This is a genomic window from Micromonospora inositola, from assembly GCF_900090285.1.
In the GTDB taxonomy this organism is placed as follows: domain Bacteria; phylum Actinomycetota; class Actinomycetes; order Mycobacteriales; family Micromonosporaceae; genus Micromonospora; species Micromonospora inositola.
The window spans coordinates 2,592,091-2,616,652 of the sequence record NZ_LT607754.1; the positions used below are offsets into that span (position 1 = coordinate 2,592,091).

Genomic DNA, 24,562 nt, shown 5'->3' on the forward strand with positions numbered 1-24,562 from the left:
GGAGTCGTGTGTCGGGGCACAAACCGATTCCCTCCCGTCCTGCCCGGCGTTAGGGTCGAAACGTCTCTCACCCATTACATCTCTCGGAGGTCGACGGTGGCCGCACTGCGCCAGTACCTGGGCGTCTGGCGGATCCCCGGCGCGCCGATGCTGCTGATCCTCGGCATCATCGGCCGGCTCGGGATCGGCATGACCTCGCTGGCGTTGCTGCTCGTCGTCGAGCAGGTGACCGGGCGGTACGCCCTCGCCGCGGTCGCCGCCGGCATCTATGCCCTCTCCGGCGCCGCGCTCAGCCCGGTCGCCGGGCGGATCGCCGACCGGGTCGGCCCCACCCCCGTGCTGCTGGCCACCGCCGTCGCCCATCCCCTCGCGCTCTTCGGGCTGCTCGGGGCCAGCCGGTCCGAGACCGGCAACCTGGGCCTGATCTACCTGGCCGCCGGGGTCGCCGGCGCCACCTACCCGCCGCTGACCGCCGCCATCCGCGGCGCCTGGAACGACCTCACCGGCCCGACCTCCGGCCGGTACCACCTGCGGAACACGGCGCTCGCCGCGGAGACCTCGCTCTTCGAGATCGTCTTCGTGCTCGGCCCGCTGCTGGTGGCCGCGTTCGTGCTGGTTGCCGACGCCGCCGCCGCGCTCGTCGGCGCCGCCGTGGTCACCCTGGTCGGTACCGCCGCGGTGGCCCTCGGCCGGGTGATGCGCGGCTGGCGGCCGCACCCGCGCGAGCACCACGCCAAGGGCCTCGGCCCGCTGCGGGTGGGCGGCTTCCCCGCGCTGCTGCTCTGCGTCGCCAGCCTCGGCATCGCGTTCGGCGCCGCCGGGGTGATCGTGCCGGCCTTCGCCGGCAACGCCACCGCCGACGACCCGGAGAGCCTCGCCGGCCTGCTGCTGGCCGTCTGGGGCATCGGCAGCGCCGCGGGCGGCTTCTGGTTCGGCGTACGCCGGCCGGCGGCCAACATGACCCGCCAGTTCGCCTGGCTGCTCGGCGCGGTGGCCGCCAGCTTCGCGGTCTTCGCCATGATGCCCGGCCCGGCGGCGCTGGGCGTCGCGCTGATCCTCGGCGGCGCCACCATCGCGCCCGCGTTGACCCTGGAGAACACCCTGGTCGGGCGGATCGCCCCGGCCGGCATGCTGAACGAGGCGTACACCTGGGTGGTCACCATGTCGGTGGCGGCGAGCGCAGCCGGCGGCGCGGTGGCCGGCCTGATCGTCGACCACGCCGGCGGCGTGCCCTGGGCGTTCCTCTTCGCTGGGGCGGCGGTCGCCGTCGGCGCCGCGGTCGCCGCGCTGCCCGCCGGTCCCATCGCCCGCGCCGAGGCCTCGGCGGTGCGCGCCGAAGCCCCGGTCGCCGTCTGAGTACCCCGGACACGGGTCGAGCGGTCACCTCATCGGGGTGACCGCTCGACACGCGGGGGATCGGCTGGCGGGACTCAACCCGTCCCGGACGGGTACAGCAGGGGAGTGTTCGTCTTCTTCTCGAGCCGGATCGGCTGCCTGGGGTCGATCCTGATCAGCGCGATCCTGACGGTGATCCTGCTGTTGATCTTCTCGCGCTGACCGGCGCCGTCAGCGGTAGTTGGTGAACTGCAGAGATACCGCCTGCTACCAGCCAAAACGCAACCATGATCTCCGCTAGGCCGTCGTCAGGCCGTCTGACGGCAGCGTGAGGACCTGGTCGATGGCCCGCCGGGTCCGGTCCTCGATCGACGGCATGAGGTGCTCCGAAATGGCCTCACTCCCGTTCGGGTTGCCGAGGACCTTGGCGTGGACCCGAAGACTGTCGAGCGTTGGATCACGCAAGACAGGACCCCCTATCCGCGTTACCGCCACGCGATTGCGGCTCTCGTGCGGGAGGGCGAGGAGTAACTATGGCCAGCTGCTGTGACTCCAGAGAAGGCAGCCCGAATCGGGCAATCAGAGCTGATCCAGCTTTACTCGCGACGAGTTGCCGTGCCGCACGATCTCTGGCACCGGCTGATCAACAGGGCGGAGAAGAAGATCGACATCCTCGCCTACGCAGGGCTCTTCTTGGTCGAGCAGGAGCCAAAGCTCGTCGAGGCCCTAAAGCAGAAGGCGGCAGCCGGCGTCGAAATCCGGATCCTGTTGGGAGACCCTGAGTCACCTGCCGTCTTGAGACGCAGCGTGGAAGAAGGCACCCCCGGCGTCATGGCGGCGAAGATTCACAACGTGATGCGGTACTAACCGCCTTAGAGGTGTTGAGCGCTGCTGGGTGCACTACCACGACACCACGCTGTACAACTCGATTTACCGAGCTGCTTCGGCAGTGGCGTCAGTACCGCGGCGAGATGGAACGCGCCAAGGCTCCGTCGAAGCTCGAGACGGTGGGACCGGTCGACGTCGAGGACCAGGGCGATGACCGCGCGACGGTGACCGAGCAAGTCCGGCCGATCTGGTGGAACGGGCCGACCAGCTTGAGCGGCACCGCCCACCCCTGGCGATTCGAGACCCGGCGAGACGCCGGCGGCTGGCGGGTGTGGGCAGCCGATCTGCCGGAGTGGTGCGATGTGCACGTCAGGGCAGACGCCTGCCGTTGAGCGCTACCGGCGCAGGTCACTAGACCGTAACGGCCATTGACCGCCCGCTGGCCGTCTGCTTGGCTGCGTCGCAGTTGACCTTGCAGGTCTCAATCTCTCACTGCGTTGGAGAATGCTATGTCCCCCGTTGATGCCATCAAATCCGTCTTCTCCCAGTACGCGGGCTTCGCCGGTCGAGCTCGCCGGTCCGAGTACTGGTGGTTCTTCCTCTTCACCCTGATCCTCAGCTTCATCGCCGGAATTCTGGACGGCGCGCTGGGAACCAGCATCGGGTCGGGTCCGAGCTCTACCGGCGTCGTCGGGCTCGTCGTCGGCTTGGCCCTGCTGCTGCCGGGCCTGGCCGTTGCCGTGCGGCGACTTCACGACACCGACCGCTCGGGCTGGTGGCTGTTGATCGGACTCGTGCCTCTCGTGGGGGGCATCGTCCTGCTCGTGTTCTTCGTAATGGGCGGCACTCGTGGAAGTAACCGGTACGGCGCCGACCCGAAGGACGCTCCGCAAGCCGCCGCCCCGAGCATGGCCTGACAAGGCCCCCATTTGACTGGCGGGTTGCTGGCCGCACCCTGCTCGGTGCGGCGGCCTGGTAGTGGCTGCCGACTTGCAAGCCCGAGGAAAGCGCCAAAGCTAAGCGAGCCCAGGAAGCCCTCGCCGGCGGTGACAGCGCACGGCTGTCGCCGCCGGCGCCATTCATCGGTCTTCGGCCAGCGCGAGCCGGCCGGACCCGCAGTCCGCCGTGATCCGACGCAGCCGCGAAAAGGCTCTTCCGGCACATTTCCTAGCTTCACGGACAAGCTAGCCTGCTCCGGCATTACAGGCTCAAACTTCACACGCTCGTCACCACTGCGCTCGTGGTCTCGGCACCTGACGGGGATGTCGTCTGCCTCTGACGAGCGACAGGGCACACCTAGTCAGCGCGCCGTCGGCTGGACTCCTGCCGAACCGCCTCCGTGAGGTCGCGCCAGGTACCGGCCGAGGTCTTTCTTCATCATCCGGTCGACCATTGCTCGGGCAGATCCTTCATTCGGGAAGTCGTAGCAGACCTCACGCCCTCCGTCACCACCAAGCCAGGCCGCAGGCCGTCGCCAGGCCGTCGGAGGTCGAACAAGGCCAACCAACGATGACCATCAACGACGACGTGTGCGCAGTTAGCGCGGCGTGACGGGGGCCGTGACCTGTGAGTTAGGTGCTGCCTTACCTGTAGTTGGTGAACTGCAGGGCGACGCCGAAGTCCTCGCCCTTGAGCAGCGCGATGACGGCCTGGAGTTCGTCCTTCTTCTTGCCGGTGACCCGGAGCTGGTCGCCCTGGATCTGCGCCTGCACGCCCTTCGGCCCCTCGTCGCGGATCTTCTTGCTGATCGCCTTGGCCTTGTCCGTGTCGATGCCCTGGATGACCTTGGCATCGATCTTGAAGACCTTGCCCGAAGGGCGGGGGTCGCCGGCGTCCAGCGACTTGAGCGAGATGTTCCGCTTGACCAGCTTCTCTTTGAAGACGTCCAGCGCCGCCCGGACCCGCTCCTCGGTCTCCGCCTGGAGGCTGATCGCCTCCTCGCCCGACCAGGAGATCTCGGCGCCGGTGCCGCGGAAGTCGAACCGCTGCGCGAGCTCCTTCTCCGCCTGGCGGAGGGCGTTGTCGACCTCCTGACGGTCGACCTTGCTCACGATGTCGAACGACGGGTTCGCTGCCATGCTCATGCTCCTGCTGTCCGGCGGTCCGAAGGTGTTCCGTCGCCCGCTGACCAGCGGCACGACCCCCTGACGGTACCCGGTTGCGGCGGTCCCGGGGGCAACCGCTATCCTTGCTTCCGCTGCCGCGCTCGGCGTGGTGGCGACGCCCTGGCGGGTTGCCCGAGCGGCCAATGGGAGCGGACTGTAAATCCGTCGCGAAAGCTACAGAGGTTCGAATCCTCTACCCGCCACCAGGTGCGAGAACGGCCCCTGACCAGCATAAATGCGGTCGGGGGCCGATCTTGTCTAGTCCCGCTGAGTCCAGCCGTTACCCGCCATCGCTCACAGTCCGGGGGCGTATCGGGGGGAGCATCGGACGCCCGGATCATCCGTCGGGAAATCGGACAACCGCCGGCGTCTGCTCAGGCGCAGCGCACCAGCCGGAAGCGCTGGGTCAGCACCAGCGTGTCGTCATCGACGGTGAAGCCGGGGTCGTCGAGCTCTGCGCGCACTTCCGCGCTGTGCCAGAACGTCTCGTGCCCCGCCCGCCACTGCGCCACCGACTCATCACCCTCGCCCTCGTCGAGGGCGTGTTGCAGGTCAACATCGGCCAGCCGGACCACCCGCACCTCGGTCAGTTCGATCACCGCAACCCGCCGGTCTTCAGAGTCCACCACCGCCGATCGTTGGCCGACCTCCGGCAGCGGCTCGTTCGCGCGCTCGTATCCGAGCACCAGGGCGGAAGTCGAGGTCTTCGCGCCGGACAGGATCGCGGCCACTAGTTTGTCCCGTAGCGGCCCGGGAAACGCGAACTCCGCCCGCGGAAGATCATCGAGGTCCATGCCAGGAAGGGTACGCGAGCGGTTAGCTGCGAGTGACGTCTCGCTTACAAGGCGCTTCCGGCAAGAGTCGCAGCGTCCGCTGACGTCCATGGGTTCGGATATCCGAGGCTGCACCGTCCGCGCTCGTCCGGCCTCGGCCGCCACTGCTGATGTCACCGGCTGATGTCAGGTCGCGGCTTCAGGTTCTGTTGGTTGCCGGTTGGGTCGGTCGCCTGCCGACTGTCCGCAGGTGCCGCAGCGCTTGCGCCCACGACCGGGGCAGCGTGGTCTCGTGGTAGGAGACGCCGTGCTCAATGCAGAACTGGCGGATCAGTGGCTGGGCGCGGCGCAGGTTCGGTCGGGGCATGCTGGGGAAGAGGTGGTGCTCGATCTGGTAGTTGAGCCCACCTAGCAGGACGTCGATGAGCCATCCACCACGCACGTTGCGAGAGGTGAGCACCTGCCGCCGCAGATAGTCGAGGCTGTCGGCTCGGTCAAGGATGGGCATGCCTTTGTGGTTGGGCGCAAACGAGCAACCCAGGTACAAGCCGAGCAGGCCCTGGTTGACCAGAATGAACACGATCGCCTGCGAGGTGTCCAGGAGCAGGAACACGGCCGTGAGATAGCCGCCGATGTGCAGGGCGAGCAGGCTGGCCTCGATCGGGCGGTGCTTGAGCCGGCCGCGGCCGAGCACCGCCTTGACGCTGGCGGCGTGCAGGTGCAGACCCTCCAGCAGCAGCAGGGGGAAGAACAGCGTGGCTTGGTGCCGGACGAACACCGCGCCGATTCCGCGCCGCGCCTCGGCCTGCCCGGAAGTGAACGACAAGGGCACCACCGCGATGTCCGGGTCATGGCCCTCAGTGTTGGGATGGGCGTGGTGCCTGTTGTGCTTGTCCACCCACCACCCGTAACTGAGACCGATCAGCAGGTTACCGAACACCAGGCCGACAACGTCGTTGGCGCGGCGGGAGCGGAAGATCTGCCGATGCCCAGCGTCGTGGCCGATGAACCCCGCCTGAGCAAAGATCACCGCAACGAACGCCGCGAGCATGGTCTGCCACCATGACTGCCCGAGCCGGACGAACACCACGCCCGCCACGCCGAGGCAACCGAGCACCAACCCCATGCGCAACGCGTAGTGGCCTGGCCGCCGGTGCAGGAGTCCAGCACCCCGCACGAGGCGGGACAGGTCAGCGTACTCACTGCCCCGCTCGCTGCGAGCACCAAGATTCGTGTCGCTCACCCTCGTTACTCCTGAAAGCTGCACCAATCGACACGTCCGGTCCGGCGATGTCGACCGCAAACCGACAGGCACGGGCCCTAGCAGGCGGGCCCACCGTCCGCAGCCGGTCCACGGCCAGCGATGCTGATCCCGAGCCAGCGCACTCCACCGCAGGCTGCGACTCCCGCTGCGCTCGGCGCTCGGCCGTCCGAGATATCCGCACGGCGCCGCCCTCGTCATCCCACCGGCACTGGAAGACGTGATCGTGATTGCTGTGCCGCCCCAGTCCACATGGCGACCACCGCGCCAGGCCGCGGCTCCAGTCTCACTCATGGCTGCCCCTCGCGGAGCCCAAACGGCGGCTCACCGAGCAGCCATGGTTGCGGTGGCCCGTGGCTGCCATACAAGTCTGCCGATTAGGCGTCCGGCCTCCGTGGTCGAGTCGGACAATCAGGGCCGTGCGGACACGTTGGGTTCAGGGAGCGATCATGAGGCGCAGGAGCCACTCCAGCATTCGGCATGCGTTGATCCTCGCGTTCGGGGTGGGGGCGCTGACCGGGGCGACCGGCGCGCTGACACTGCAACGTCGCAGGCACGCGGGCGACATCCCAGCGGCTGATGTCGCCGGCCACCTGGGAGACACCGCCTTGCCGCCACTGGACTGGCGATCCGACGAACCCTCGCCGGGCTCGGTGAGAACGCCAGCGGTGCAGCAAGGCTGACGGGGCCACCCAGCATCAGTCGGACTTGTCCAACCACCGTCGTCGGCGTCGCTGGCCATTCCAGTACGCGAAAACTAGTGAGGGCACGAATGCCAGAAGATTCCAGCGGCAGCTCTGGCGCTGCCTCTGCTGACACGCCGGTCGCTGAGCTGGTGCAGCGCGCCACCGAACAGATCACCCGGCTGGTCCGGGACGAGCTGACGATGGCCCGTGCGGAAATGACCGCGAAGGGCAAGCGAGCAGGCATGGGCGCCGGGTTGCTCGGCGGCGGCGCCATGCTCGGTTTCTATGGCGTTGGTGCCGTCGTCGCCGCAGCGGTGCTGACCCTGGGCGCGTTCATGCCGGACGCGCTGGCCGCGCTCATCGTCGCAGTCATCCTGTTCATCGCCGCAGCAGTAGCGGCCCGGCGCGGAAAGAAGCAGGTCACAAAGGCCATGCCGGCCACGCCGACGGCGACCAGGGACAGCGTGCAAGCAGACATCGAGACGATACGCGGCGCGGCAGGTCGGAGGCGGCCATGAGCACGGCAAGCCCAAGCGATCCGGATAAAGGTCGGCAGGACATCCAGCACACGCGGGCGGAGCTGGGGGAAACCGTCGCCGCCCTGGCGGCCAAGACCGACGTCAAGACCCGCCTCGGCGGCAAGGCCACCTCAGCGGCCGGTGGACTCCGGCAGCGCCTGACCACAGCCAGCCAGTCGGCGAAGACCTCGGCAACCCAGATGTTCCGCACGGTGAGCCAGAAAGCCTCCCAGCGCGCCGCGACCGCCAAGCAAAAGACCCGTCAGGCCATGGCCACGGCACGCGGCTCGGCCTCAGCCGGTACCCAGACCACCGGCAAGACCGAGTCCACCGAGGTAACCTCCGCACGTGCCGTGACAGCGAAGGTCGGCACCGCGGTACGCGCCAAACCCATGCCGGTCCTCGCGGCCGCCGGCGCCGCAGCCGCCCTCACGATCGTGGCCTACCGACGCCGCCGGACGAGATGACCAACGGCGCCGCTGCGACCGTGAGGCACATGAAGAAGGACCCCGTTGGCGCGTGGATGTTAACTAGCGCGGCCTGGCGCATCCGGAGGGTCTACGTCGGCCACGTTGAACAGGTGGGACAGGCCGGTGATCTCCAAGATTCGTCGCACAACCGGACTAGGCGAGATGGTGAGCTGGCGGTCCGTGTCGTCAATGGCGTTGTAGGCGTGGACGAGCGTGCCGAGCATGGTGGAGTCGATGAAGGTAACTCTCGTCATGTCGATGCGCAGGTCGGTAAGGCTGGGCTGCTGGAGCTCGGCGTCGAGGAGTTGTCGCACGTCTCCGTCGGCGGCGAAGTCGAGTTCTCCCGCCAGCGTGATGACGCTGGCCGTACCGAGATGGTTGATCGTGTGTTGCCAGGCCGGCCCCTGCATCGGCGCATCCTATCCGTGCAGGTGCCTACAGGCTTAGAGCGAACAAGATCAAAGCTGACTTGGGCCCGGTCTGCGCCCGTTGATCTTGCGCTCAGCGAAATACCTGGTCAAACATGATCGGCGTAGCCATCTGCCTCGTCGGCGTCGCCGTCATCATGAACGCCCCACGCGCCGGGTAGCTCCTCCTGGTGCTATTCCGATCCCTCGTTTGTAAGTTCTAGGCGTCTCGTCCAGCTCGGTCCGCGCCCGTCTGCCACCTCGGCCGTGGTCCGTCCCCGACCCCGTGCGTCCAGGTGTCGCCCCGTTGCTGTCGGTGTTGCTGTCGACAGCACCGGTAGCCTCAGGGCAGTATCAGCAGTTCACCAACTACAGGTAGGGCGGCCACGGCCGGCCTGGTGACCGGGCCGGCCACGCCCTGTTACCTGGGCAGACGTCGTCACCATTGGTTGTCGCTGGTCGCTCGCGATCGGCCTCTGACGGCCTGGTGACGGCCTGGCCCTGGTCGTCGTCGACCTGGCGCCCATCCTGGCTCGCGTCGTCGCCACCGCGCACACGGTTTAGGAACGGTTTAGCCCTTGCGGCGCCGGCCTTCCTCCTACCAGCGCATACGCCCGAACTGTCGCCACGGATGTGCTTGATCATTCCGCGCATGTTCCGGATCTTGCCGCTCCTCGGGAGCCACGTCGGCGACGTCCGCTTTGACGGGTAGGCCAGTGCGGCCGACCGTGGGTCTCCTTCGGGCAGGTACCGACTCGGCCTCGCCCCCACGTAGCCTCCATAGATGCCGGACATCTCTCCTCGACTCCGACGACGCATCAAAACCGACTTCCCCCAACACGCCGACGTGGTGGTGAACCGGCTACACAGCCTCGATCAATTGGTCGCGGACTCCCGTCAGGATCCGGAACGGATGTTTGCAGCGGTTGTGCGCCTCGCCCAGGGCCGACCCGACAAGCTCGACCGTGCCACACGTCTGGCCCAAGACGACTGGCGTGATCTCCTGGTCGGAGCTGACTTCGGTACCGAAGACTGGCCCGCCCGCCTCTCCGCCTGGCTCGACGCTCCGGCACCGGCCGGTGGCAGTGCCCGTCGTGGCAGTCGGACCCCTCGTTTGTAAGTTCTGGGCACGCATCCCGTGCGGTACTTCGCCGTCTGCGCTCTCAGCGCAGACGGTCCGTGGATGTCGTGCGGGTACACCATCGTCTGTCACCGTTGCTACAGCGATAGCTACACGTCGTCGCTACATCGTGGCGGTCGATCCGCGACTGCCGGGTGAAGGAGGTTGAACCGAGTGCTCGTCGAGATCGATGGCCGCGAGGTACGGGCCGAAGGCGACCTTCATCGGCGCCTCGGCTGCGCTCTCGACTTCTGGCCCTACTACGGTTCGAAACTGGATGCCCTGTGGGACCGGCTGAGCAGGGATGTCCCCCGCCCGGTCAGAGTGGTCTGGACGCACTGGCAGGTCAGCAAGAGGAACCTCGGAGCGCAGAGGTTCAAAAGGATCTGCGACCTCCTGCACGCCGTCCAAGCCGAGGACCAGGAGTTGGGCTACGACGAGCGGTTTGAGTTCGAGCTGCGGTGAGCGCTTCGGTGTGAACGAGGCTTGGCGGCATCAACGGGCAACGGCTGGTGTCATCCGGTACACGTCGCCGCAGCAAGCTCGGCGTTCCCTGTCGTCTGTTGCCATCAGTTGTCGACACGTTTGCTGCCTCCTGGCTGCTCGACGCAGCCGGGCGGACCTCTTCCGGGCCAAGGAACATTCACTACTCGATGAGCCGCGGGAGGAAGGGGCTGGCCTGCCCGAACGGTGCGACAGCGTCCACGGGCGTCAGGCGTTGTTCGCGTCCGTCGTCCAGTCGGTCACTCAGCCGGGAGCGTCAGACGTTGAAGCGGAACTGAGACGGGCTTGTGGCCACCGATGATGACCTGACCGAGGTGACCACCGGGGTGAGGGCATTCGGTGGCCACCAGTGGGGACATTCACATGGTCGCTGACAGGTGATAAGAACATCGCCATGGTGGGGAACCGATGGTGGCGCATCTGGCGTACGAGGTGGGTCGCGGGCGGGCTCGCGTTACTGGTCGTGGCGACCATCGCCAGCTTCGTCCTATTTCGTTCCACCGACGCGACAGTGACCGCGTCCCCGTCCCTGCCACGCCGCCTCGGTGCGCCGGGCGTCTTTACGCCAGACGCACGTCATACGCCGATCGGGGCCGCCAGCGTCGTTTTTACAAGCAGGGCGTGGCGTCTGGACGGATCGGAATTCGACATCGCCCTCACCGGCTTGCGCAGCGATGCATACCGGACGCTACCGGAATCGTTTAACTCCACCGCGGGCATTACGGCGATCCTGTCTCCGAACGGGACACAGCTCGCGGTCGAGAACGGGATCGTTAACCTCGCCACCGGTGCGACGACGCGGTTGCCGCCGGACGGCGGCAACTACCGCCATCCTGAGGCGTGGTCACTGGACGGCCGGTATCTCGCGACGGTGACCTACACGCAGCCGGACTTCGAGGCGCCGGAGACGTTCGGCGGTGCGTGGACGTCACCGGTGACGCACGCGGTGCTGTCGGTCGTTGACACCTCGGACGGGCATGAGACAACGATCGCTGACGTAGACATGACGGCGAACTTCGACGGTTGGCTCGCCGCGTTCTCACCGGATGGCACGAAGCTCGCGTACCAGTCCGGCAACCGGATCGTCGTGGTTACCCCGGCGGGCGCCCCGATCGCCGCATTCGCCGTTCCCGCCGGCACCCGCATCGCCGGCAAGGGCGCATGGACCCGCGACGGAAGCGCGCTCGCCGTGGTTGCTGAGCGGCCGTGCGGCTGTGGGCGGACGTACGACGCGCGATGGACGCTCACTACACTCGATGCGTCGACCGGTGCGACCATGGGCACGGCTTACATCGTGGATGGCGTGGTGGCGATCCGGATCCTCGGTTGGACACATACCGGCCGCCCAGTGGTGGCGACGTATGACGCGGGGACGGCGGCCGACCTGGATCCGTCATATCAGATCGTGGATTTCCGGCCGCATAGCGACGCCGGAATCGATCAAACAGGCCTGTACATGTCGGGCGTCGAGAATCTCGACAATGTCTTCGGGACCCGCGTCCTTGTCCTGGCTGCCGCTGGGGCGCCGCAGGTGCTGCTCGCATCCAGCTCGCCCGGCGCGGAGTCGGTGGACGTCGCCGACGATGTGGTCACGAAGAGCCTCAGCCGCACCGGCCATCCGCCTCTGGCCACCTTTGATCATATGGTCGAGGGAGCCGCGGCCGTCCTCTTCGCCGGCCTTGTCGCGGCGATCATCGTGCTCGTTCAGAGGCTCCACAGGTCTCGACGGCGCGGCCGTACGGGTCTCGCGTCCGGGTCCTGACACAGCCCCGAACGGTGGCCGCGACCGGCGGGTTGTAGACCCCTCGCTTGTAAGTTCTGGGCGCTCCGTCCGGGCCGGTCCGCGCGTGTCTCTGACCTCGGCTCGTGGTCCATAGCTGTACGGCTTGGCCCCTCCCCGTCCGGCCTTGTTGCTGTCGCCGTTGCTGTCGACAGCACCGGGCGGCCTGCTCAGACGAGGGCTTCGCCGGCGCGGTCGCCCTCAACTCCCGTATCCCGGCAACCAAGGCAACGAATCGACCTCGGTCGTTCTCCCCTGCAAGACCATTGTGAACAGGTCCATCATCCCGGCCCGCGAGTAGCCATCCATGTACGGCGGGCCGCGGACCTCGTCGTGGTCCTCCCAGATCACAAGCCCTCGGCTTCCCGCGAACACCGACACGCTGTACCCAGCCTCGTTATCGCTGATCCACACGTCAGGATGCTCCGGGTCATCGACCTCTAGCTCATCCAGCAGGTCCGCGAGCTGGTCAACCGACGAAACGTCTTCGCCGCTTCCCCAACGATGCTGGATGGAGCAGCGAACTGCACTCGGAGTGTCAGCCATAGAAGCAATCCTCGCCTACGCCCAGAGCGCCCCCGCCCTCGGTGCCTACCCGCGACCTACCTTCCGTGGGACTCAGACGTTGAAGCGGAACTAAGGGCCGCTACGCCGCCACCAGCGGCAACGGACTTCGACACCTGCTCACGGGGCGTCTCGGGCTGCCATCGTTGGTGGCTGGTTGACGACGTTTGACAGTGTCTTGTGCCCCCAGTGTGCCCCACACCGCCAGGGGCTGTGTCCAATCGCCCTGGTCTGCCGGTGCCGTGACCTGCGTCCAGCCGGCAACCCTCCCCGCCAGTCCCCGTCAACCCCCGCCGCGACCGGTCGGCCTGGCACGGATCTGGCACGCGTCGTCGCTTCCCTTCAGTTCACCAACCACAGGTAGTAGACGGCGCGGCCTCCTCGCCGACCAGTTCGGCAGCCGCGCCGTCTACTACCTCGGCGGCATCATGCTCGTCCTCGCCGCACAGCTAGCCATCGATAAGCTCGACTTCCTTAGGCGGGGCTTCGCCCTTCTCTAGGAACTCAATACGGTCAAGCCGCCATTCTCGCCACTTCTGACGGTTTTTATACCGTGGCGGCAGCCCAACCTTCGAGGAGATCCGCTCTGGAAGGTGGACGCTTGCCCAAATCCTCAGCGTAAGCATGGATGGGAGTACGTGACGCTTGCGAATTGATCCCCAGGAAGTAGAAAAACCATCACTCAGCGCGTAGCGAGATACCTTCACGGGTCTACTGACAATCCGCTTGCCAGAACCGGTGTATGCGACCCCACGAAGCCAAGCGTCCCGGCCCTTGTTGTGAAACAGCGACAGAACGAACAGCGGGGCGTGGAAGTAGCAGCTTTTCGAGTGGTAGCCCTCCAGTCGAGTAGTCCCACTCTTGACTCTGGTCTCACACCTCGTGCCGAGCCGCCATCGGAACCAACCTCGCTTGTAGCTAACCTCAAACCCAACTACCTTGATCTGGATGGCAGCTTGTCCACTGTTAGTAACAGTGAGGCCAACATGACTTATGGAAGCAACGTTTTTGTTCGCCCTCTCGATTACTCCTTCTACTTCTACGGACAACTGCGGGCCCGACCGCTTGAAGCTCAAATAGGAGACAATCAAGCTGCCAAGGGAAATTATGACCGCGAAGATTGAGGACGTTAAGGCGGCTAGCTGTTCTGTTGGCACGATCGCTCTTCCAAGAGGGTTGGCGGGGGTAGCCCGGCGCGGCAAGACGAGTGGGTTGTGCCTCACCGCACTGTCTCCATGCTCTACGACGAGTTCAAGCACCCCGGCCGACATCATCTGCCATCCCGTCTGCCGTCGACCCGCCCTCCCGGGGAGCGGGCCGCCGCCCGGCCCGCCACGTCAAGCGGACCTTGACGGCCGTTCGGACGCTGGCGGGTCGGGCGGTGGTCTGCTCGGCTTGCCCGGGTCGATGGCAGGCGGGATGGCTTACCGCAACCACCCACGGACCGCGACCCGCCGACGGTGCCCCGGCCATCCTGGAGCCGGAGCGCCCCCGCCGGAGGCGCATTAGCCGCAACCCCGCGACCGCCGCCCGCTCGCCGACGCGGCCGGGCGTGCCCTCTCCTACGCCGCGCGGGCTCGTGGCCGCGCGGCCCGGCCGGCTGCCGGCCCACCACCCCACCGGTCAACGGTCTGTCGTTCTGCGGCGGCCCTCCGGGCTTCCCGCTGTCCGCGCCAGCCGCCGGGCGTCAGGCGTGACGGCCGCAGAGCGACAGCGGCGCGGCCGGCGCGCGCCCAGGCGACGGCGCGTGCGGCCCGCTCAGGGCCGCCTTGAAGACGTACAGAAACTTTGAACGACTTCGCCGGCAGGCGGCCGGCTCGTACGTGTGTTCGAGTAGGGTGCTGTCGGTGGAGGTACACGGTCGCTACTGGAACGGGTCGTGGGGTCGCATGGCCCGGCGCGACATCTGGTTGGTCTCCGACGGCCGGATCTGGCGCGTCCGTGGCCGCCTCGGTGGCGACGGAGGGCAAGAAGTTACCCACGACTTCCCGGATGAAGCAACCGCCCGCTCGATGGTCGACCGGATGATGAAGACCACGGCCGGCACTTGGCGGGATCTCACGGAGGCGGTCCGGCAGGAAGCAAACCGCCGGCAGACTCACTAGTGCAGCACCGCGCTTGTTCTTCGGGGGTCATGCGGCCTTGAGAGGGGTGCCGTCGTAGGTCCCTCGGTAGGGCTTGGCGGTGGTGTTCTTGTCGATAACGTAGGTTTCGATCTCTCCTGCGAAAGCTCGTCGCAGCCGGCGAGGTGCATCGACATGCACGGCCGGGTACGCCGCGGCGGTCGCGTCGGGGGTGGCGGCCCGATACGGCGGCGCAGCCGAGGCCCTGTTCTAGGGCAGGATGGCCCCGAACGCGGCTTCGGCACCTCCAGGTATCGCCGGGGCCGCGGCGCTCATCGATTAGTGGAACACTCTGCCTACTACAGCAGAGCGAGCGACTTCCCGTCGCTCCTGCGTGACCACGGGAGGAAACAGATGAGACGAATGCTGGACGACGGCCCTGCCTTCGACTCCTTCCAGGACGGTCGGCTCACACCCGACGCGACCTCCGCCGGTAAGGCAGCGCCGGTGCGTGCTCTGGCAAGGTGGGCGCTCCTCGTACTCACGGCCGCGGCTTGCTTACTCGCTCTGAACCCTGCGCCCGCACTGGCGGCGTCTGCGGTGACTTACTTCCCCACCAGCGGGCAGCTCTGCGCGGATGAGCCGATTTTGGCGTGGGAGCTATGTCCTGCAACCGTCAGCGTGGGGCATTTCACCTGGTACAACCGCACAACCAGTATCGAGGGATACCTCTGGAACGAGACCGGTTTCGGCTCGGGCAAGGCGGCTGTCATCTTTGAGGCTTACGCCGGCAGCACCAAGGTCAACACCTTCGTGACCACCAAGCTGCCGGCCGGCGGCGTTGGTTCGCCGGGGATGTACTACGCCGGGAGCGTCGGTGACACCAACCGAGTTGGCGGCATCAACCGAATCAAGACGACCGTCTGCTTTTACTGGACCAGTGGAGACGTCAGCTGCGGTGCGAACCACAACGAATACCGTCCCTTCTGACGCCCCTGGTCCGCCTCGTTGAGGCCATCGACGAGGACTCCCGCCACCGCTGGCCGCAACTGGCCGACGTGTCCGGCCGTTTCCGTGCCGGGTTCGCCTACGCCGATGCGACCACCACCGACGGGGACACCATGCGCTGTGCCGGCTCCGGTTCACCGGAGCCGGCACACCTGGGGCTTCGCGATCTGCCTCGCCAGCAGCGACGGTTACCCAGACAGCGTCCCACCCTCCGACCTGTCCGCTGGCAGGCCCGAAGAGGACCTCGACTGCGCCTGCACCGGATCCGCCCACAAGGGACACCACTTAGTGCCTCGCACGCGGCCACGTGCCCCTCGAAGAACGCCTCCCGGCTCTGTGACGGGTAACAGCGGTGGATCGCCTTACCCGAGAACGACAGCCGCAGTTGGTGCCAGAATGAAGCCGTGGGAGCTGGCCCGGACACGACTGCGGAGTGGTGGACAACCTCCGACGTAGCTGCGTACCTCGGCGTGAAGGTCGCGACGGTGACGAACTACCGGAAGCGGGGGCAGATGCCAGAGCCGGATGCCACGGTGGGCCGCACTCACATGTGGCGCCCGAGTCGGGTCGTGTCCTGGCATGAAAGTCGCCCACGCCCAGGCGTCGGTGGTCGTCCGAGCCGAGTAAGCGGGGGCGGAGACGACGACGGTGTCAGCTCGCGCTGATGGCTCGCACCTCATCGAGGTATGAGGTGGCCTCCGGCTCCTTCGGGTATCGCTTCCGCAGCAGGGTGGCCAGCTCCTTCGAGACCATCAGCAGCGAGGGCAGGGACTTGCGATCTCCCTCCAGCGCCCGTCGCCCGTAGGAGACCGCCCTCTCTAGGTCGCCGGCCCTAGCCGCTGCCACGCCCAGCGTTATCCGGGCTTCCGCTTGGCGCATCGGCTTCCGGTCGGTCCCGTCCGGGTCGGTCGAGGAACGGATTACCTCACGGGCGTACATCTCTGCGAGGCGGTCTTCGCCTGCGATGCGGTAGCAGTCCATGGCGTAGAAGTCGAACTTCGCCGGGTCCACTACGAAGTGGTGGTCGGTGTCCTCGGGATATGGCAAGGACTCAAGCAGCGTGCGGCCCTTGTCCAGCGCTGTCTCTACCTGTCGCCTGTCGCCGAGTCGTGCCCATGCCTTGGCACGCTGGGCGGCCAGCTGCACAGCCGCCCTGTCATGGGCGGCAACTGCCTCGCCTGCCTCAGCGGCCGCGATGACGCCTCGATAGTCGCCTTGCGTGAGCGCGTACCAGGCTCGCATCTCGTATGCCCAACCAGAGATGGCGGCATTGCCGGCTTCCTCGCCGAGCGTCAACGCCGCCTTGCGCGTGCCTTCGGCAACGCGACGGAGGCCCATGTCGTATTCCACGCAACCAACGAGCAACGCGACCCAGCCTGCCAGGGTTAGCACCTCCTGGTGCTGAGCGAGGGTTAGCCGGCGATCCCTCAGTGCGGTGATCCGGCGCAGCCAGGCACGGCCCTCCACCCGTAGCTGCTCCGGTGCCATGTAGGGGTACTCGCAGCACAGCCGGTCAGCGGTTATCCGTAGCGCTTCGAGCGTGGCGTTCGATACGTCGGAGCTACGGAGGCGGGCAAGAATTTCCACCGTCTCCATGCCGGTTCCCGCGATTAGTTCCGCATCAGCTTCATGCGGTGTCGCCGGCGGGAAGAACGCGGCGGTGACGGTGCCGAACGTCTTGGCGATGAGGGCCTTGTAGAAGGCATCAGGCTCGGAGCCTCCTGCCTCCCACCGCTTCCAGTTCCGGAGCAGGGTGCTGTCGGCCGGAAGCTGCTCGGCGGCGTGTGCCCGCATGGCACGCACGGCTTCCCCCTGCGACCACCCCCGTGCGGTGCGCTCAGCCCTCAGCCTGGTTGCCCAGACGGGTCGGTCGAGGTCAGCAGCTACGTCAGCCATGCGGCCAGTATCGCCCCGATCAAGGGGACATGGCGAGGGGACTAAGACCTGTCACCGCAGTGACACCTGTCGTTCTAGCGCAGTGAAGGCGATCGTTGTGAGTGCCAGCGAAAGGCCGGAAGAAGTCCGGTTAGAGTCTGGCGTAGTACCAACTGAGTTGGTACTTTGGCAACGAGGCAGTCATCCATCAGGGGATGCGCCTAGACACAGGAGGTAGCTCGTGAAGCTGTACGTGGACACCCAGAGCAAGCAGGTCCAGGTGACGAAGGACCCCGCGCCGAAGAACGACCCGAACGGCGGCAACCAGAAGACGGAGAAGGGAACTGGCCGGCCCTTGTGGTCCACCCAGGTCTTCGTGCTCGACGAGACCGGCGGCGAGATCATCACCATCACCACGGCGGGTGAGAAGCCGGGCGTGACGGTGGGACAGCTCGTCGCTGTCGAGCAGTTGGAGGCCATTCCGTGGGCGACCAACGGGCGCAACGGCGTCGCGTTCCGCGCCATCTCGCTGAAGCCGAAGGCGGGTACCTCGGCGGCCAAGTAGGTCCTCGATCACCGTGCTGTGTCAGCCACTGGTGTCCGTGGCAACCCGAAGCGGCTGAGGTCCGCTGAACCATCCAACTGAACAAGGCAGTCCGGGGACGGCTCTGGCGTCCAACGTTCCCGGCCTGGTGACCACGACCGGTGGTCACACCCCGTAAGAGCTGGCGCGGGGTCGGTACTGGCGTCCAAACCTGCCGACCCCGTGCCCTCCAACTCATCCACCCTCGTGCAAGGGAGGACTCGTCGTGTCCAAGTCTAGCCCCCGCCGCCCCTTCGGACGGAACACCGGAACGGTGACGGTCATCGAGGCCAAGGTCCACCGTTCCTCGGCACGGAACGCCCGGCTGGCGTTCATCCTCACGGCGGTCATCGTCGGCCTGCTCGCGGCCGTGGTGGCCGCCTCCTACATGCACCCCATCCTGGCCCTGTTCGTCGGCGCTCTCATCGGCGCACCGACCGGTGGGCTCGCCTGGGTCCTGGTCCGTATCTGGCCCGTTCTGCGGGTGCTGTGGTGGTGGACCCCCGAAATCGGGATAACCACGCTCCTCGGTGCTGGCTGGGTCCAGCTCACCAACCACACCCCGACCCCGGTGACCCTGCTCGTGGTCGCCCTGGTCGTCGGCGTCCCGGCCGCCCTGCCGGTCACCCGCCGCGCCCTGGTCGCCTGGACCTGGTGCCTCGTGGTTCGGCACCGCCTGCGCGTGTGCTTCGCGCAGTTCATCATCGCCAACCAGTCCGGCAGCCTGCCGCTCATCCTGTGGGCCAAGCCCACCCCAGTCGGTGAGCGGATCTGGGTCTACCTGCGCCCCGGCCTGTCCCTCGCCGACCTGGAAGGCCGTCTCGACCGGATCGCGGTCGCCTGCCACGCCTCCACCGCACTGATCGAGCGGGCCTCCGACGGCAACGCCGCCTACCTGCGCTTCGACATCAAACGCCGCGAGGTCCTCACCGCCACGGTGGGCTCCCCGCTGGTCGACGTCATCACCCCGGAAACCCCGGCAACCGAGCGGGTCACCGGCACCGTGCCGACCGCCCTGGACCTGCCCGACGTCGACGTCCCCACCGTCACCCTGCCGATCCAGAAGAAGCCGGCCACCACCAACTCGGCCAACGGCAGCAAGCCCGCGGCTTCGTCCTCCACGCCTGAGGACGATATCTCCGACTGGATCTGACCCATGACACAGATCGAGTACGACGAGGCCACCGACGGCTTCTACTTCCACTGCTACGACTGCGGCCGCGAAGGCCGCTCGTGGGACTACCGCCGTGACGCCGAGCTCGACGCCGACCGGCACGACGAGCAGCACGACGACGGCCTGATCTAACCGCCTACCCAACCCGGACGCGAGGAGCCCTGCGGGCTCGTTCGTGTAGCTCCTCGCGCCCACTTCCTCGCCCAAGGAGGGCATCCCATGACCACCGCTACCGCCCCGACCGCCGGGATTCCGGTGGGGCCTGGCCTGTCGATGTTCGACCCCATCTTCGTCGGCATCGACGAGTTCGGTCACCCCGTCTACATCACCCTCGCCTACCGCAACCTCCTCGCTGGTGGCGAACCCGGCGGAGGCAAGTCCGGCCTGCTCAACACCATCGCCGCCCACGCCGCCCTCTCCGTCGACAGCCGCTTGGTGCTGCTGGACGGCAAGCTCGTCGAGCTCGGCCAGTGGGAGGACTGCGCCGATGCGTTCATCGGACCCGACATCACCGCCGCCCTCGACGTCCTCAAGCGGCTGCAGGTCGTGATGAACAACCGCTACGCCTGGCTCCGCGCCCACGGGCGCCGCAAGCTCACCGCCGCCGACGGCCTGTCGGTCATCACCGTCCTGGTCGACGAGATCGCCTTCTACTCCGCCACCGTCGGCAGCAAGCAGGAGCAGGAAGAGTTCGTCGCCCTGCTCCGCGACCTGGTCGCCCGGGGCCGGGCCGCCGGCATCCCGGTCGTCGCCGCCACCCAGCGGCCGTCGTTCGACATCATCCCCACCAGCCTGCGGGACCTGTTCGGCTACCGGGCCGCGTTCCGCTGCACCACCCCGAACAGCTCGAACATCGTCCTGGGCCACGGCTGGGCCGAGCAGGGCTACACCGCCACCGACATCTCCCCGTCGAATCAGGGCGCGGCGTACCTGATCGCCGAAGGCGGCACCCCGCAGCGCATCAAGGTCGCCTACCTGTCCGACAGCCAGATCGCCGGCATCGCCGACTACGCCGCCTGGATCCGCCGGCCCCGGCCGTTACCGGCCCTCGTTCCCGACCTCACCCGCGTCGACCTGGGGATGGCGGCATGACCACCCGGGAGCGCACCTACACCCGCGCCAACCAGCAACGGGCCGCGCAGTACGCCGAAATCTGGATCATCGCCCAACCGGCGGAAATCGCCGCCATGGTCCAGGTCGCCTCCGCCAGCGGCCGACTCGTCTACGTCGGCCCACCCCAACTCATGGGCGGCGAGGACACCCGCCACCGCCGCTACCTGCGGCTGCGCACCACCTGAATCGGCCGACGGAACCGGCTCACGCCCTGCAAAGCCGATCCGGTTCCGCCGACCTCCACCAACAGCCCTACCGAAAGGACGTGGCTGCCATGAAGGCTACCCAGAACACACCCACCGGAGTCCAGGTCACCCCTGCTGATCTGCTGCGGATGGCTGCCCTCTACCTGCGCCGGCACGGCTGGCACCAGGGCACCTACTACGCCACCACCACCGACACGCCCACCCCGCCGGCCTGCGCCGTCGGGGCCATCGGCATGGCCTGCGCCGGATACCCGGTCCACCACTTCTCCGACCTCGACACGGACGACCGGCCCACCTACCTCGGCGCGGTCGCGGCCCTGACCGACTACCTCGACCAGCACTACCCCATCAACCTCGTCGACGACGACGGCTTCTGGCTCGACGAACACACCTCGCCCTACTCGTGGAACGACGACCCGCTCTGCACCGCGGAGCACGTCATCGCCGCCCTGGAAGGCGCGGCGAAGGAGTGGGACCGCCTCCACACCCAGGGAGGCGAGAACCGATGAGCACTGTCAAGCACACCTTGACGCACATCCCTCGATCTCGCCGCCGGCGTGAGGTCGTCGAGAACGACGAATTCGCGGCGTTCGCACGCCGCATCATCCGCGCCCACGGCCGCCGCGTCGCCACCGGCGACGTCGAAGCCCTCCGCGACCTCGTCGCCCTCTCCGCTGTCATCGACGACGCCATCGGCGAAGCCGTCATCGGCCTCCGCGCCTTCGGCTACTCCTGGGCCGAGATCGGTGCCCGGCTCGGCATCTCCCGCCAGGCCGCCCAGCAGCGCTGGGGAGGCCAGCCATGACCACCGTCTACGACCGGACCGGCACCGAAACCGGATTCCCGACCTTCCCCTTCCGGATGGCCCCGGACGGCCTGGCCACTCGCCGGCAACTGCGCGCCGCCGGCCTACGACCCGGAGGACACGACCCGGTAGCGCAGATCCTCTGGCGGCGCGGCAAGCGCGTCGCCTACCTCTACCGCCTCGACCTCGCCGCACCCAAGCGGACCGCCACCCCCGCCCAGCGGGAGGCCATCGCCAAGGCCCTACGCGCCCGGCGCACCTGCCGCCACTGCGGCCACCTGAAGCCCTACTACATCCCCCGCCGTACCGGCTCCTGCCTCGACTGCACCCCGGGAGGTGCTCGATGACCACCGCCGTCACCAACCTCGCCGCTCAGGAGCGGATGACGCCGGACGACTACGTCGTCACCGCCCTCGCCCAGGATTTCGCCGCACGCGGTGAGCTGTCCTTCGAGCGGTTCCTGTCCGGCTACTACGCCGAGTCCCTGCGCATCGTCCAGGAAGCCCACCTCGCCGACTGCACCGTCCCCGACGGGCAGGGCTGCAACACCTGTGCCGGTATCCGGGTCGGCCTCGCCGGCCTGGCCGCCGAACAACGCGCCGTCACCTCCGGGGAGGTGACCACCCATGGCCGCTGACCGCCCCACCACGGGCACCCGCGTCGAGGGCCTGGTCCTGGTCCTCATCCTGCTCACCGTAGCCGGCTTCGCCGGAGCCGCTTCCTTCACGCATGTCAAGGACTGGACCCTCGCCAACTCCCCGACCGGCACCGGGGCATGGTTCGGCTGGGCCAACGCCGTCATCTCCGAACTCGTCCCCATCGCCTGCCTCCTCACCATCCGCCGACGGCGCCGCACTGGCGCGCCGATCGGCTACCCGCTGGCCCTGCTCATCGCCGCCGCCGGCCTCTCCCTCGCCGCCCAGTTGGCGGTCGCCAAGCCGGGCATCTCCGGCTGGCTCCTGTCCGCCGTACCCGCGCTGGCCTTCATGGCCCTGGTCAAGCTCGTTCTCGCCCCGGCACCGACGCCGGAGCACACCACGGCCGCTGCGGCGGCTGAGCCGATCCGAGTCCAGGGGGCCGAGCAGGTCACCGAGCCGCCGGCTGCCATCAGTCCGGCCACCGCGCCAAGCCCGGCCGTCGAGCGGGAGCCCGTCACCGCACCGGCCGAGCCGGTCGACGTCCCTGCCCACCTGCTGCCGATGGCCCGCTTCGCGGGTGTGCAGCACGAACAGTCCACCGGGGCACCCATCACCGCCGTCGAGCTGGCCGACCGCCTCGACGTTCCCCCGCCCGTCGCCGGGCAGCTCCTCACCACCCTGACCGGTGGTGCCCGATGACCATCTACCTCGTCGACGTCGAGCAGGTCATCCACACCTGCCCCGCACACCCGGACCCGCACCCCTACGACACCCGCCGGGTACTCGCCGACGTCATCCCCGGCGGACCCTGCCGGGCACCGGTCACCATCCGCTGCGGCGGACAGACCGCACTCATTCCCTGCCATCGGCACGAGCCGGCCAAACGCCAATGCGGCGCCTGCCGGGTCATCGTCACCGAACGCACCATCACCAACCACCACCCCACCGGGGCGGCGGCCTGATGGCCTCGACGCTGGACCTCACCCCCCGCGCCTCCACGGCCCGGGGGGTGGGCTCGAACGCCGACACCATCGTCTACAGCTACACCGCCGCCGGCTCCGCGTTCGAACGCGCCACCCGCCCCGACTACTTCGGCTGGCTCGAACACGTCCGCTCCGCCGCCGGCTGCACCCGCCCCATCCGCCTCGCCGGCCAACTCCTCACCGTCGACCCCGCCACCGGCCGCGTCCTCGACTCCCGGCACACCGACGCCATGCCCGACGCCGCGATCTACACCGCCTGCGGCAACCGCCGCGCCACCGTCTGCCCCTCCTGCGCCCAGACCTACCAGCGAGACGCGTTCCAACTCCTGCGCGCCGGCCTGGTCGGCGGCAAGGGCGTCCCCGAGACGGTCGCCTCGCATCCGGCCGTGTTCGCCACCTTCACCGCCCCGTCGTTTGGGACGGTTCATGCCCGGGTGGTGAAGCGGCACACCTGCGTCAACCGGAAGCGTTGCGACTGCCGCGCCGAGCCGTGCCACGCCCGCCGGGATGTCGGCGTCTGCGCCCATGGCCGCCCCGCCGTCTGCTGGGCCCGCCACGAAACCGGCGACGCCGTGCTCGGGCGGCCGTTGTGCCTGGACTGCTACGACCACGACCACCAGGTCGTGTGGAACCTGTTCTCCGGCGAGCTGTGGCACCGCACCCAGCAAGCCGCGGAACGATGGCTGGCCAAGCTCGCCCGCCGCCGGGGCATCCCCCGCGTCGAGGTCGTCACCGCATCTGGGCGCACTCGGAAGGTGTCGCCGGTGCGGCTGACGCCGGGGAAGGTCGCCGAACTCCAAGCCCGGGGAGCCGTGCATTTCCACGCCATCGCCCGCCTCGACGGCGTCGACCCCCTCGACCCCGACAAGGTAGTGCCGCCGCCGGCCGGGTTCACCGTCGCCGACCTCGTCGACGCGCTCCGCCACGCCGCCGCGCAGATCGCCTTCCACACGCCCTCACACCCGGACCGGCCCGAGGGCTGGTCGATCGCTTGGGGCGAGCAGGTCGACCTGGAGCCCATCGCCACCGACGGGACCGGTGAGGTCACCGACGGCATGGTCGCCGGATACCTTGCCAAGTACGCCACCAAGAGCACCGAGGCCACCGGGCACACCTCCACCCGCCTGACTGCGGACAGCATCGACGACTACGCCGACCCCGACGGCGACCACACCGCCCGCCTCATCGACGCCTGCTGGCGCATCGGCCGCCCCACGGGAACCCCGGCCCCGCTGTCCCAGCGGCGCCGCGACCCTCGGCCCCGGCCCGGCTTCGTCGACCGCTGGGAGTGCCCCGACTGCGGCACCCACACCCGCTACGCCGCCTGCCCCACCTGCACCGCCGCCCGTCAAGCCGCCCTTGACACCCAACCGGCGAAACCCGCGACGGCCAACCCTTACGCCCGGCTGCGGCGGTGGGCGCACATGCTCGGCTACGGCGGCCACTTCCTCACCAAAGGCCGCCGCTACTCGGTGACGTTCCAACTCCTGCGGGGCACCCGCGTCGCCTACCGCCGTCATGAGGACCAGGCCCACGAGCATCCGGCCGCCGGCGGCCAGCCCGTCGACCAACTCGGCGAAGAAACCACGCTCATCGTCGGCACCCTCACCTTCGCCGGCGTCGGCTGGCACACCACCGGAGACGCCCTCCTCGCCAACACCGCCGCCGCCCTCGCCCGCGAACGACGAACCACCGGCCGCGAAGAACTCGCCCACGAACTCGCCACCACCCCCGTCGCCGGCACAGCGCCGGCCGCTGCCTAG

29 protein-coding genes and 1 tRNA gene are annotated in these 24,562 nt (G+C 68.1%); 23 read left to right on the forward strand and 7 right to left on the reverse strand.

Features of this window, described 5'->3' with window-relative positions; translation table 11 throughout:
- The first annotated feature begins 96 nt into the window (after positions 1–96).
- The 4 genes from GA0070613_RS12410 (at position 97) to GA0070613_RS12425 (ending at position 3,080) form a co-directional block, all read left to right on the forward strand.
- Positions 97–1,356 carry an MFS transporter gene (locus GA0070613_RS12410; RefSeq protein ID WP_089012444.1) on the forward strand — a complete coding sequence of 420 codons (1,260 nt, stop codon included), beginning with the start codon at positions 97–99 and terminating at the stop codon, positions 1,354–1,356.
- Positions 1,357–1,881: 525 nt separating this feature from the next.
- A complete protein-coding gene (locus tag GA0070613_RS33390; RefSeq protein ID WP_231929761.1) occupies positions 1,882–2,202 on the forward strand; it encodes a phospholipase D-like domain-containing protein in 321 nt (106 codons plus the stop codon).
- Positions 2,203–2,306: 104 nt separating this feature from the next.
- The gene (locus GA0070613_RS32735) at positions 2,307–2,555 is read left to right on the forward strand and encodes a hypothetical protein (RefSeq protein WP_089012446.1); all 249 of its coding nucleotides are present in this window, start codon (positions 2,307–2,309) and stop codon (positions 2,553–2,555) included.
- 117 nt (positions 2,556–2,672) lie between these two features.
- A complete protein-coding gene (locus GA0070613_RS12425; RefSeq protein WP_089012447.1) occupies positions 2,673–3,080 on the forward strand; it encodes a DUF805 domain-containing protein in 408 nt (135 codons plus the stop codon).
- Between the two features lie 666 nt (positions 3,081–3,746).
- Here GA0070613_RS12425 and GA0070613_RS12430 read toward each other — a convergent pair.
- Complete coding sequence (locus tag GA0070613_RS12430; protein WP_089012448.1) at positions 3,747–4,241, reverse strand: YajQ family cyclic di-GMP-binding protein; 495 nt, start codon at positions 4,239–4,241, stop codon at positions 3,747–3,749.
- 149 nt (positions 4,242–4,390) lie between these two features.
- Here GA0070613_RS12430 and GA0070613_RS12435 point away from each other — a divergent pair.
- Positions 4,391–4,474 (forward strand) — tRNA-Tyr (locus GA0070613_RS12435).
- A 168-nt stretch (positions 4,475–4,642) separates the two neighbouring features.
- Here the strand turns inward: GA0070613_RS12435 and GA0070613_RS12440 are convergent.
- Together GA0070613_RS12440 and GA0070613_RS12445 are read right to left on the reverse strand one after the other, a co-directional pair.
- Positions 4,643–5,062: an ASCH domain-containing protein gene (locus GA0070613_RS12440; RefSeq protein WP_089012449.1), complete on the reverse strand. Its 420-nt coding sequence runs from the start codon at positions 5,060–5,062 to the stop codon at positions 4,643–4,645.
- A gap of 178 nt (positions 5,063–5,240) precedes the next feature.
- Positions 5,241–6,284 (reverse strand): fatty acid desaturase family protein, encoded by a 1,044-nt coding sequence (locus GA0070613_RS12445; RefSeq protein ID WP_231929762.1) that lies wholly within the window; start codon positions 6,282–6,284, stop codon positions 5,241–5,243.
- Between the two features lie 790 nt (positions 6,285–7,074).
- Between GA0070613_RS12445 and GA0070613_RS12450 the strand changes: the two genes are divergently transcribed.
- Positions 7,075–7,506 carry a phage holin family protein gene (locus GA0070613_RS12450; RefSeq protein WP_089012451.1) on the forward strand — a complete coding sequence of 144 codons (432 nt, stop codon included), beginning with the start codon at positions 7,075–7,077 and terminating at the stop codon, positions 7,504–7,506.
- Positions 7,503–7,973: a DUF3618 domain-containing protein gene (locus GA0070613_RS32960; RefSeq protein WP_197699073.1), complete on the forward strand. Its 471-nt coding sequence runs from the start codon at positions 7,503–7,505 to the stop codon at positions 7,971–7,973. Before GA0070613_RS12450 ends, GA0070613_RS32960 begins: the two co-directional genes overlap by 4 nt.
- 59 nt (positions 7,974–8,032) lie before the next feature.
- On the opposite strand, the gene GA0070613_RS12460 is transcribed toward GA0070613_RS32960, so the two are convergent.
- Positions 8,033–8,386, reverse strand: coding sequence for an STAS domain-containing protein (locus GA0070613_RS12460; RefSeq protein ID WP_089012452.1), 354 nt, complete (start codon positions 8,384–8,386; stop codon positions 8,033–8,035).
- A gap of 781 nt (positions 8,387–9,167) precedes the next feature.
- On the opposite strand from GA0070613_RS12460, the gene GA0070613_RS32015 reads away from it, so the two are divergent.
- From GA0070613_RS32015 to GA0070613_RS12475, 3 genes are all read left to right on the forward strand, one after another.
- Complete coding sequence (locus GA0070613_RS32015; RefSeq protein ID WP_157746336.1) at positions 9,168–9,503, forward strand: hypothetical protein; 336 nt, start codon at positions 9,168–9,170, stop codon at positions 9,501–9,503.
- Positions 9,504–9,677: 174 nt separating this feature from the next.
- Positions 9,678–9,968, forward strand: coding sequence for a barstar family protein (locus GA0070613_RS12470; RefSeq protein WP_089012454.1), 291 nt, complete (start codon positions 9,678–9,680; stop codon positions 9,966–9,968).
- A 502-nt stretch (positions 9,969–10,470) separates the two neighbouring features.
- Complete coding sequence (locus GA0070613_RS12475) at positions 10,471–11,769, forward strand: PD40 domain-containing protein (protein WP_157746337.1); 1,299 nt, start codon at positions 10,471–10,473, stop codon at positions 11,767–11,769.
- Positions 11,770–11,988: 219 nt separating this feature from the next.
- Here GA0070613_RS12475 and GA0070613_RS12480 read toward each other — a convergent pair whose 3' ends face one another.
- Both GA0070613_RS12480 and GA0070613_RS32020 read right to left on the reverse strand, forming a co-directional pair.
- Positions 11,989–12,333, reverse strand: coding sequence for a hypothetical protein (locus GA0070613_RS12480; RefSeq protein WP_089012456.1), 345 nt, complete (start codon positions 12,331–12,333; stop codon positions 11,989–11,991).
- 467 nt (positions 12,334–12,800) lie between these two features.
- A complete protein-coding gene (locus GA0070613_RS32020; protein WP_157746338.1) occupies positions 12,801–13,610 on the reverse strand; it encodes a hypothetical protein in 810 nt (269 codons plus the stop codon).
- Between the two features lie 1,227 nt (positions 13,611–14,837).
- Between GA0070613_RS32020 and GA0070613_RS32025 the strand changes: the two genes are divergently transcribed.
- Positions 14,838–15,404 carry a hypothetical protein gene (locus tag GA0070613_RS32025; protein WP_157746339.1) on the forward strand — a complete coding sequence of 189 codons (567 nt, stop codon included), beginning with the start codon at positions 14,838–14,840 and terminating at the stop codon, positions 15,402–15,404.
- Between the two features lie 669 nt (positions 15,405–16,073).
- Here the strand turns inward: GA0070613_RS32025 and GA0070613_RS12500 are convergent.
- The gene (locus GA0070613_RS12500) at positions 16,074–17,318 is read right to left on the reverse strand and encodes a tetratricopeptide repeat protein (protein ID WP_231929763.1); all 1,245 of its coding nucleotides are present in this window, start codon (positions 17,316–17,318) and stop codon (positions 16,074–16,076) included.
- 220 nt (positions 17,319–17,538) lie between these two features.
- Between GA0070613_RS12500 and GA0070613_RS12505 the strand changes: the two genes are divergently transcribed.
- The 12 genes from GA0070613_RS12505 (at position 17,539) to GA0070613_RS12555 (ending at position 24,562) form a co-directional block, all read left to right on the forward strand.
- A complete protein-coding gene (locus GA0070613_RS12505) occupies positions 17,539–17,862 on the forward strand; it encodes a hypothetical protein (protein ID WP_089012460.1) in 324 nt (107 codons plus the stop codon).
- A gap of 244 nt (positions 17,863–18,106) precedes the next feature.
- Positions 18,107–19,033, forward strand: a complete 927-nt coding sequence (locus GA0070613_RS12510) for a hypothetical protein (protein ID WP_231929764.1) — start codon at positions 18,107–18,109, stop codon at positions 19,031–19,033.
- Between the two features lie 3 nt (positions 19,034–19,036).
- Positions 19,037–19,186: a hypothetical protein gene (locus tag GA0070613_RS32035; protein WP_157746341.1), complete on the forward strand. Its 150-nt coding sequence runs from the start codon at positions 19,037–19,039 to the stop codon at positions 19,184–19,186.
- An 87-nt stretch (positions 19,187–19,273) separates the two neighbouring features.
- Positions 19,274–20,146 carry an FtsK/SpoIIIE domain-containing protein gene (locus GA0070613_RS12515; protein WP_089012462.1) on the forward strand — a complete coding sequence of 291 codons (873 nt, stop codon included), beginning with the start codon at positions 19,274–19,276 and terminating at the stop codon, positions 20,144–20,146.
- Positions 20,143–20,352 (forward strand): hypothetical protein, encoded by a 210-nt coding sequence (locus GA0070613_RS12520; protein ID WP_089012463.1) that lies wholly within the window; start codon positions 20,143–20,145, stop codon positions 20,350–20,352. The genes GA0070613_RS12515 and GA0070613_RS12520 overlap by 4 nt, the downstream gene beginning before the upstream one ends.
- Before the next feature lie 89 nt (positions 20,353–20,441).
- Positions 20,442–20,882: a DUF6197 family protein gene (locus GA0070613_RS12525; RefSeq protein WP_089012464.1), complete on the forward strand. Its 441-nt coding sequence runs from the start codon at positions 20,442–20,444 to the stop codon at positions 20,880–20,882.
- Positions 20,879–21,178, forward strand: coding sequence for a hypothetical protein (locus tag GA0070613_RS12530; protein ID WP_089012465.1), 300 nt, complete (start codon positions 20,879–20,881; stop codon positions 21,176–21,178). The genes GA0070613_RS12525 and GA0070613_RS12530 overlap by 4 nt, the downstream gene beginning before the upstream one ends.
- Positions 21,175–21,525: an RRQRL motif-containing zinc-binding protein gene (locus tag GA0070613_RS12535; protein ID WP_089012466.1), complete on the forward strand. Its 351-nt coding sequence runs from the start codon at positions 21,175–21,177 to the stop codon at positions 21,523–21,525. Before GA0070613_RS12530 ends, GA0070613_RS12535 begins: the two co-directional genes overlap by 4 nt.
- Positions 21,522–21,815: a hypothetical protein gene (locus tag GA0070613_RS12540; RefSeq protein WP_089012467.1), complete on the forward strand. Its 294-nt coding sequence runs from the start codon at positions 21,522–21,524 to the stop codon at positions 21,813–21,815. The genes GA0070613_RS12535 and GA0070613_RS12540 overlap by 4 nt, the downstream gene beginning before the upstream one ends.
- Complete coding sequence (locus tag GA0070613_RS12545) at positions 21,805–22,515, forward strand: hypothetical protein (protein WP_089012468.1); 711 nt, start codon at positions 21,805–21,807, stop codon at positions 22,513–22,515. The genes GA0070613_RS12540 and GA0070613_RS12545 overlap by 11 nt, the downstream gene beginning before the upstream one ends.
- Positions 22,512–22,778, forward strand: coding sequence for a hypothetical protein (locus tag GA0070613_RS12550; RefSeq protein ID WP_089012469.1), 267 nt, complete (start codon positions 22,512–22,514; stop codon positions 22,776–22,778). The genes GA0070613_RS12545 and GA0070613_RS12550 overlap by 4 nt, the downstream gene beginning before the upstream one ends.
- Positions 22,778–24,562 carry a replication initiator gene (locus GA0070613_RS12555; RefSeq protein WP_089012470.1) on the forward strand — a complete coding sequence of 595 codons (1,785 nt, stop codon included), beginning with the start codon at positions 22,778–22,780 and terminating at the stop codon, positions 24,560–24,562. The genes GA0070613_RS12550 and GA0070613_RS12555 overlap by 1 nt, the downstream gene beginning before the upstream one ends.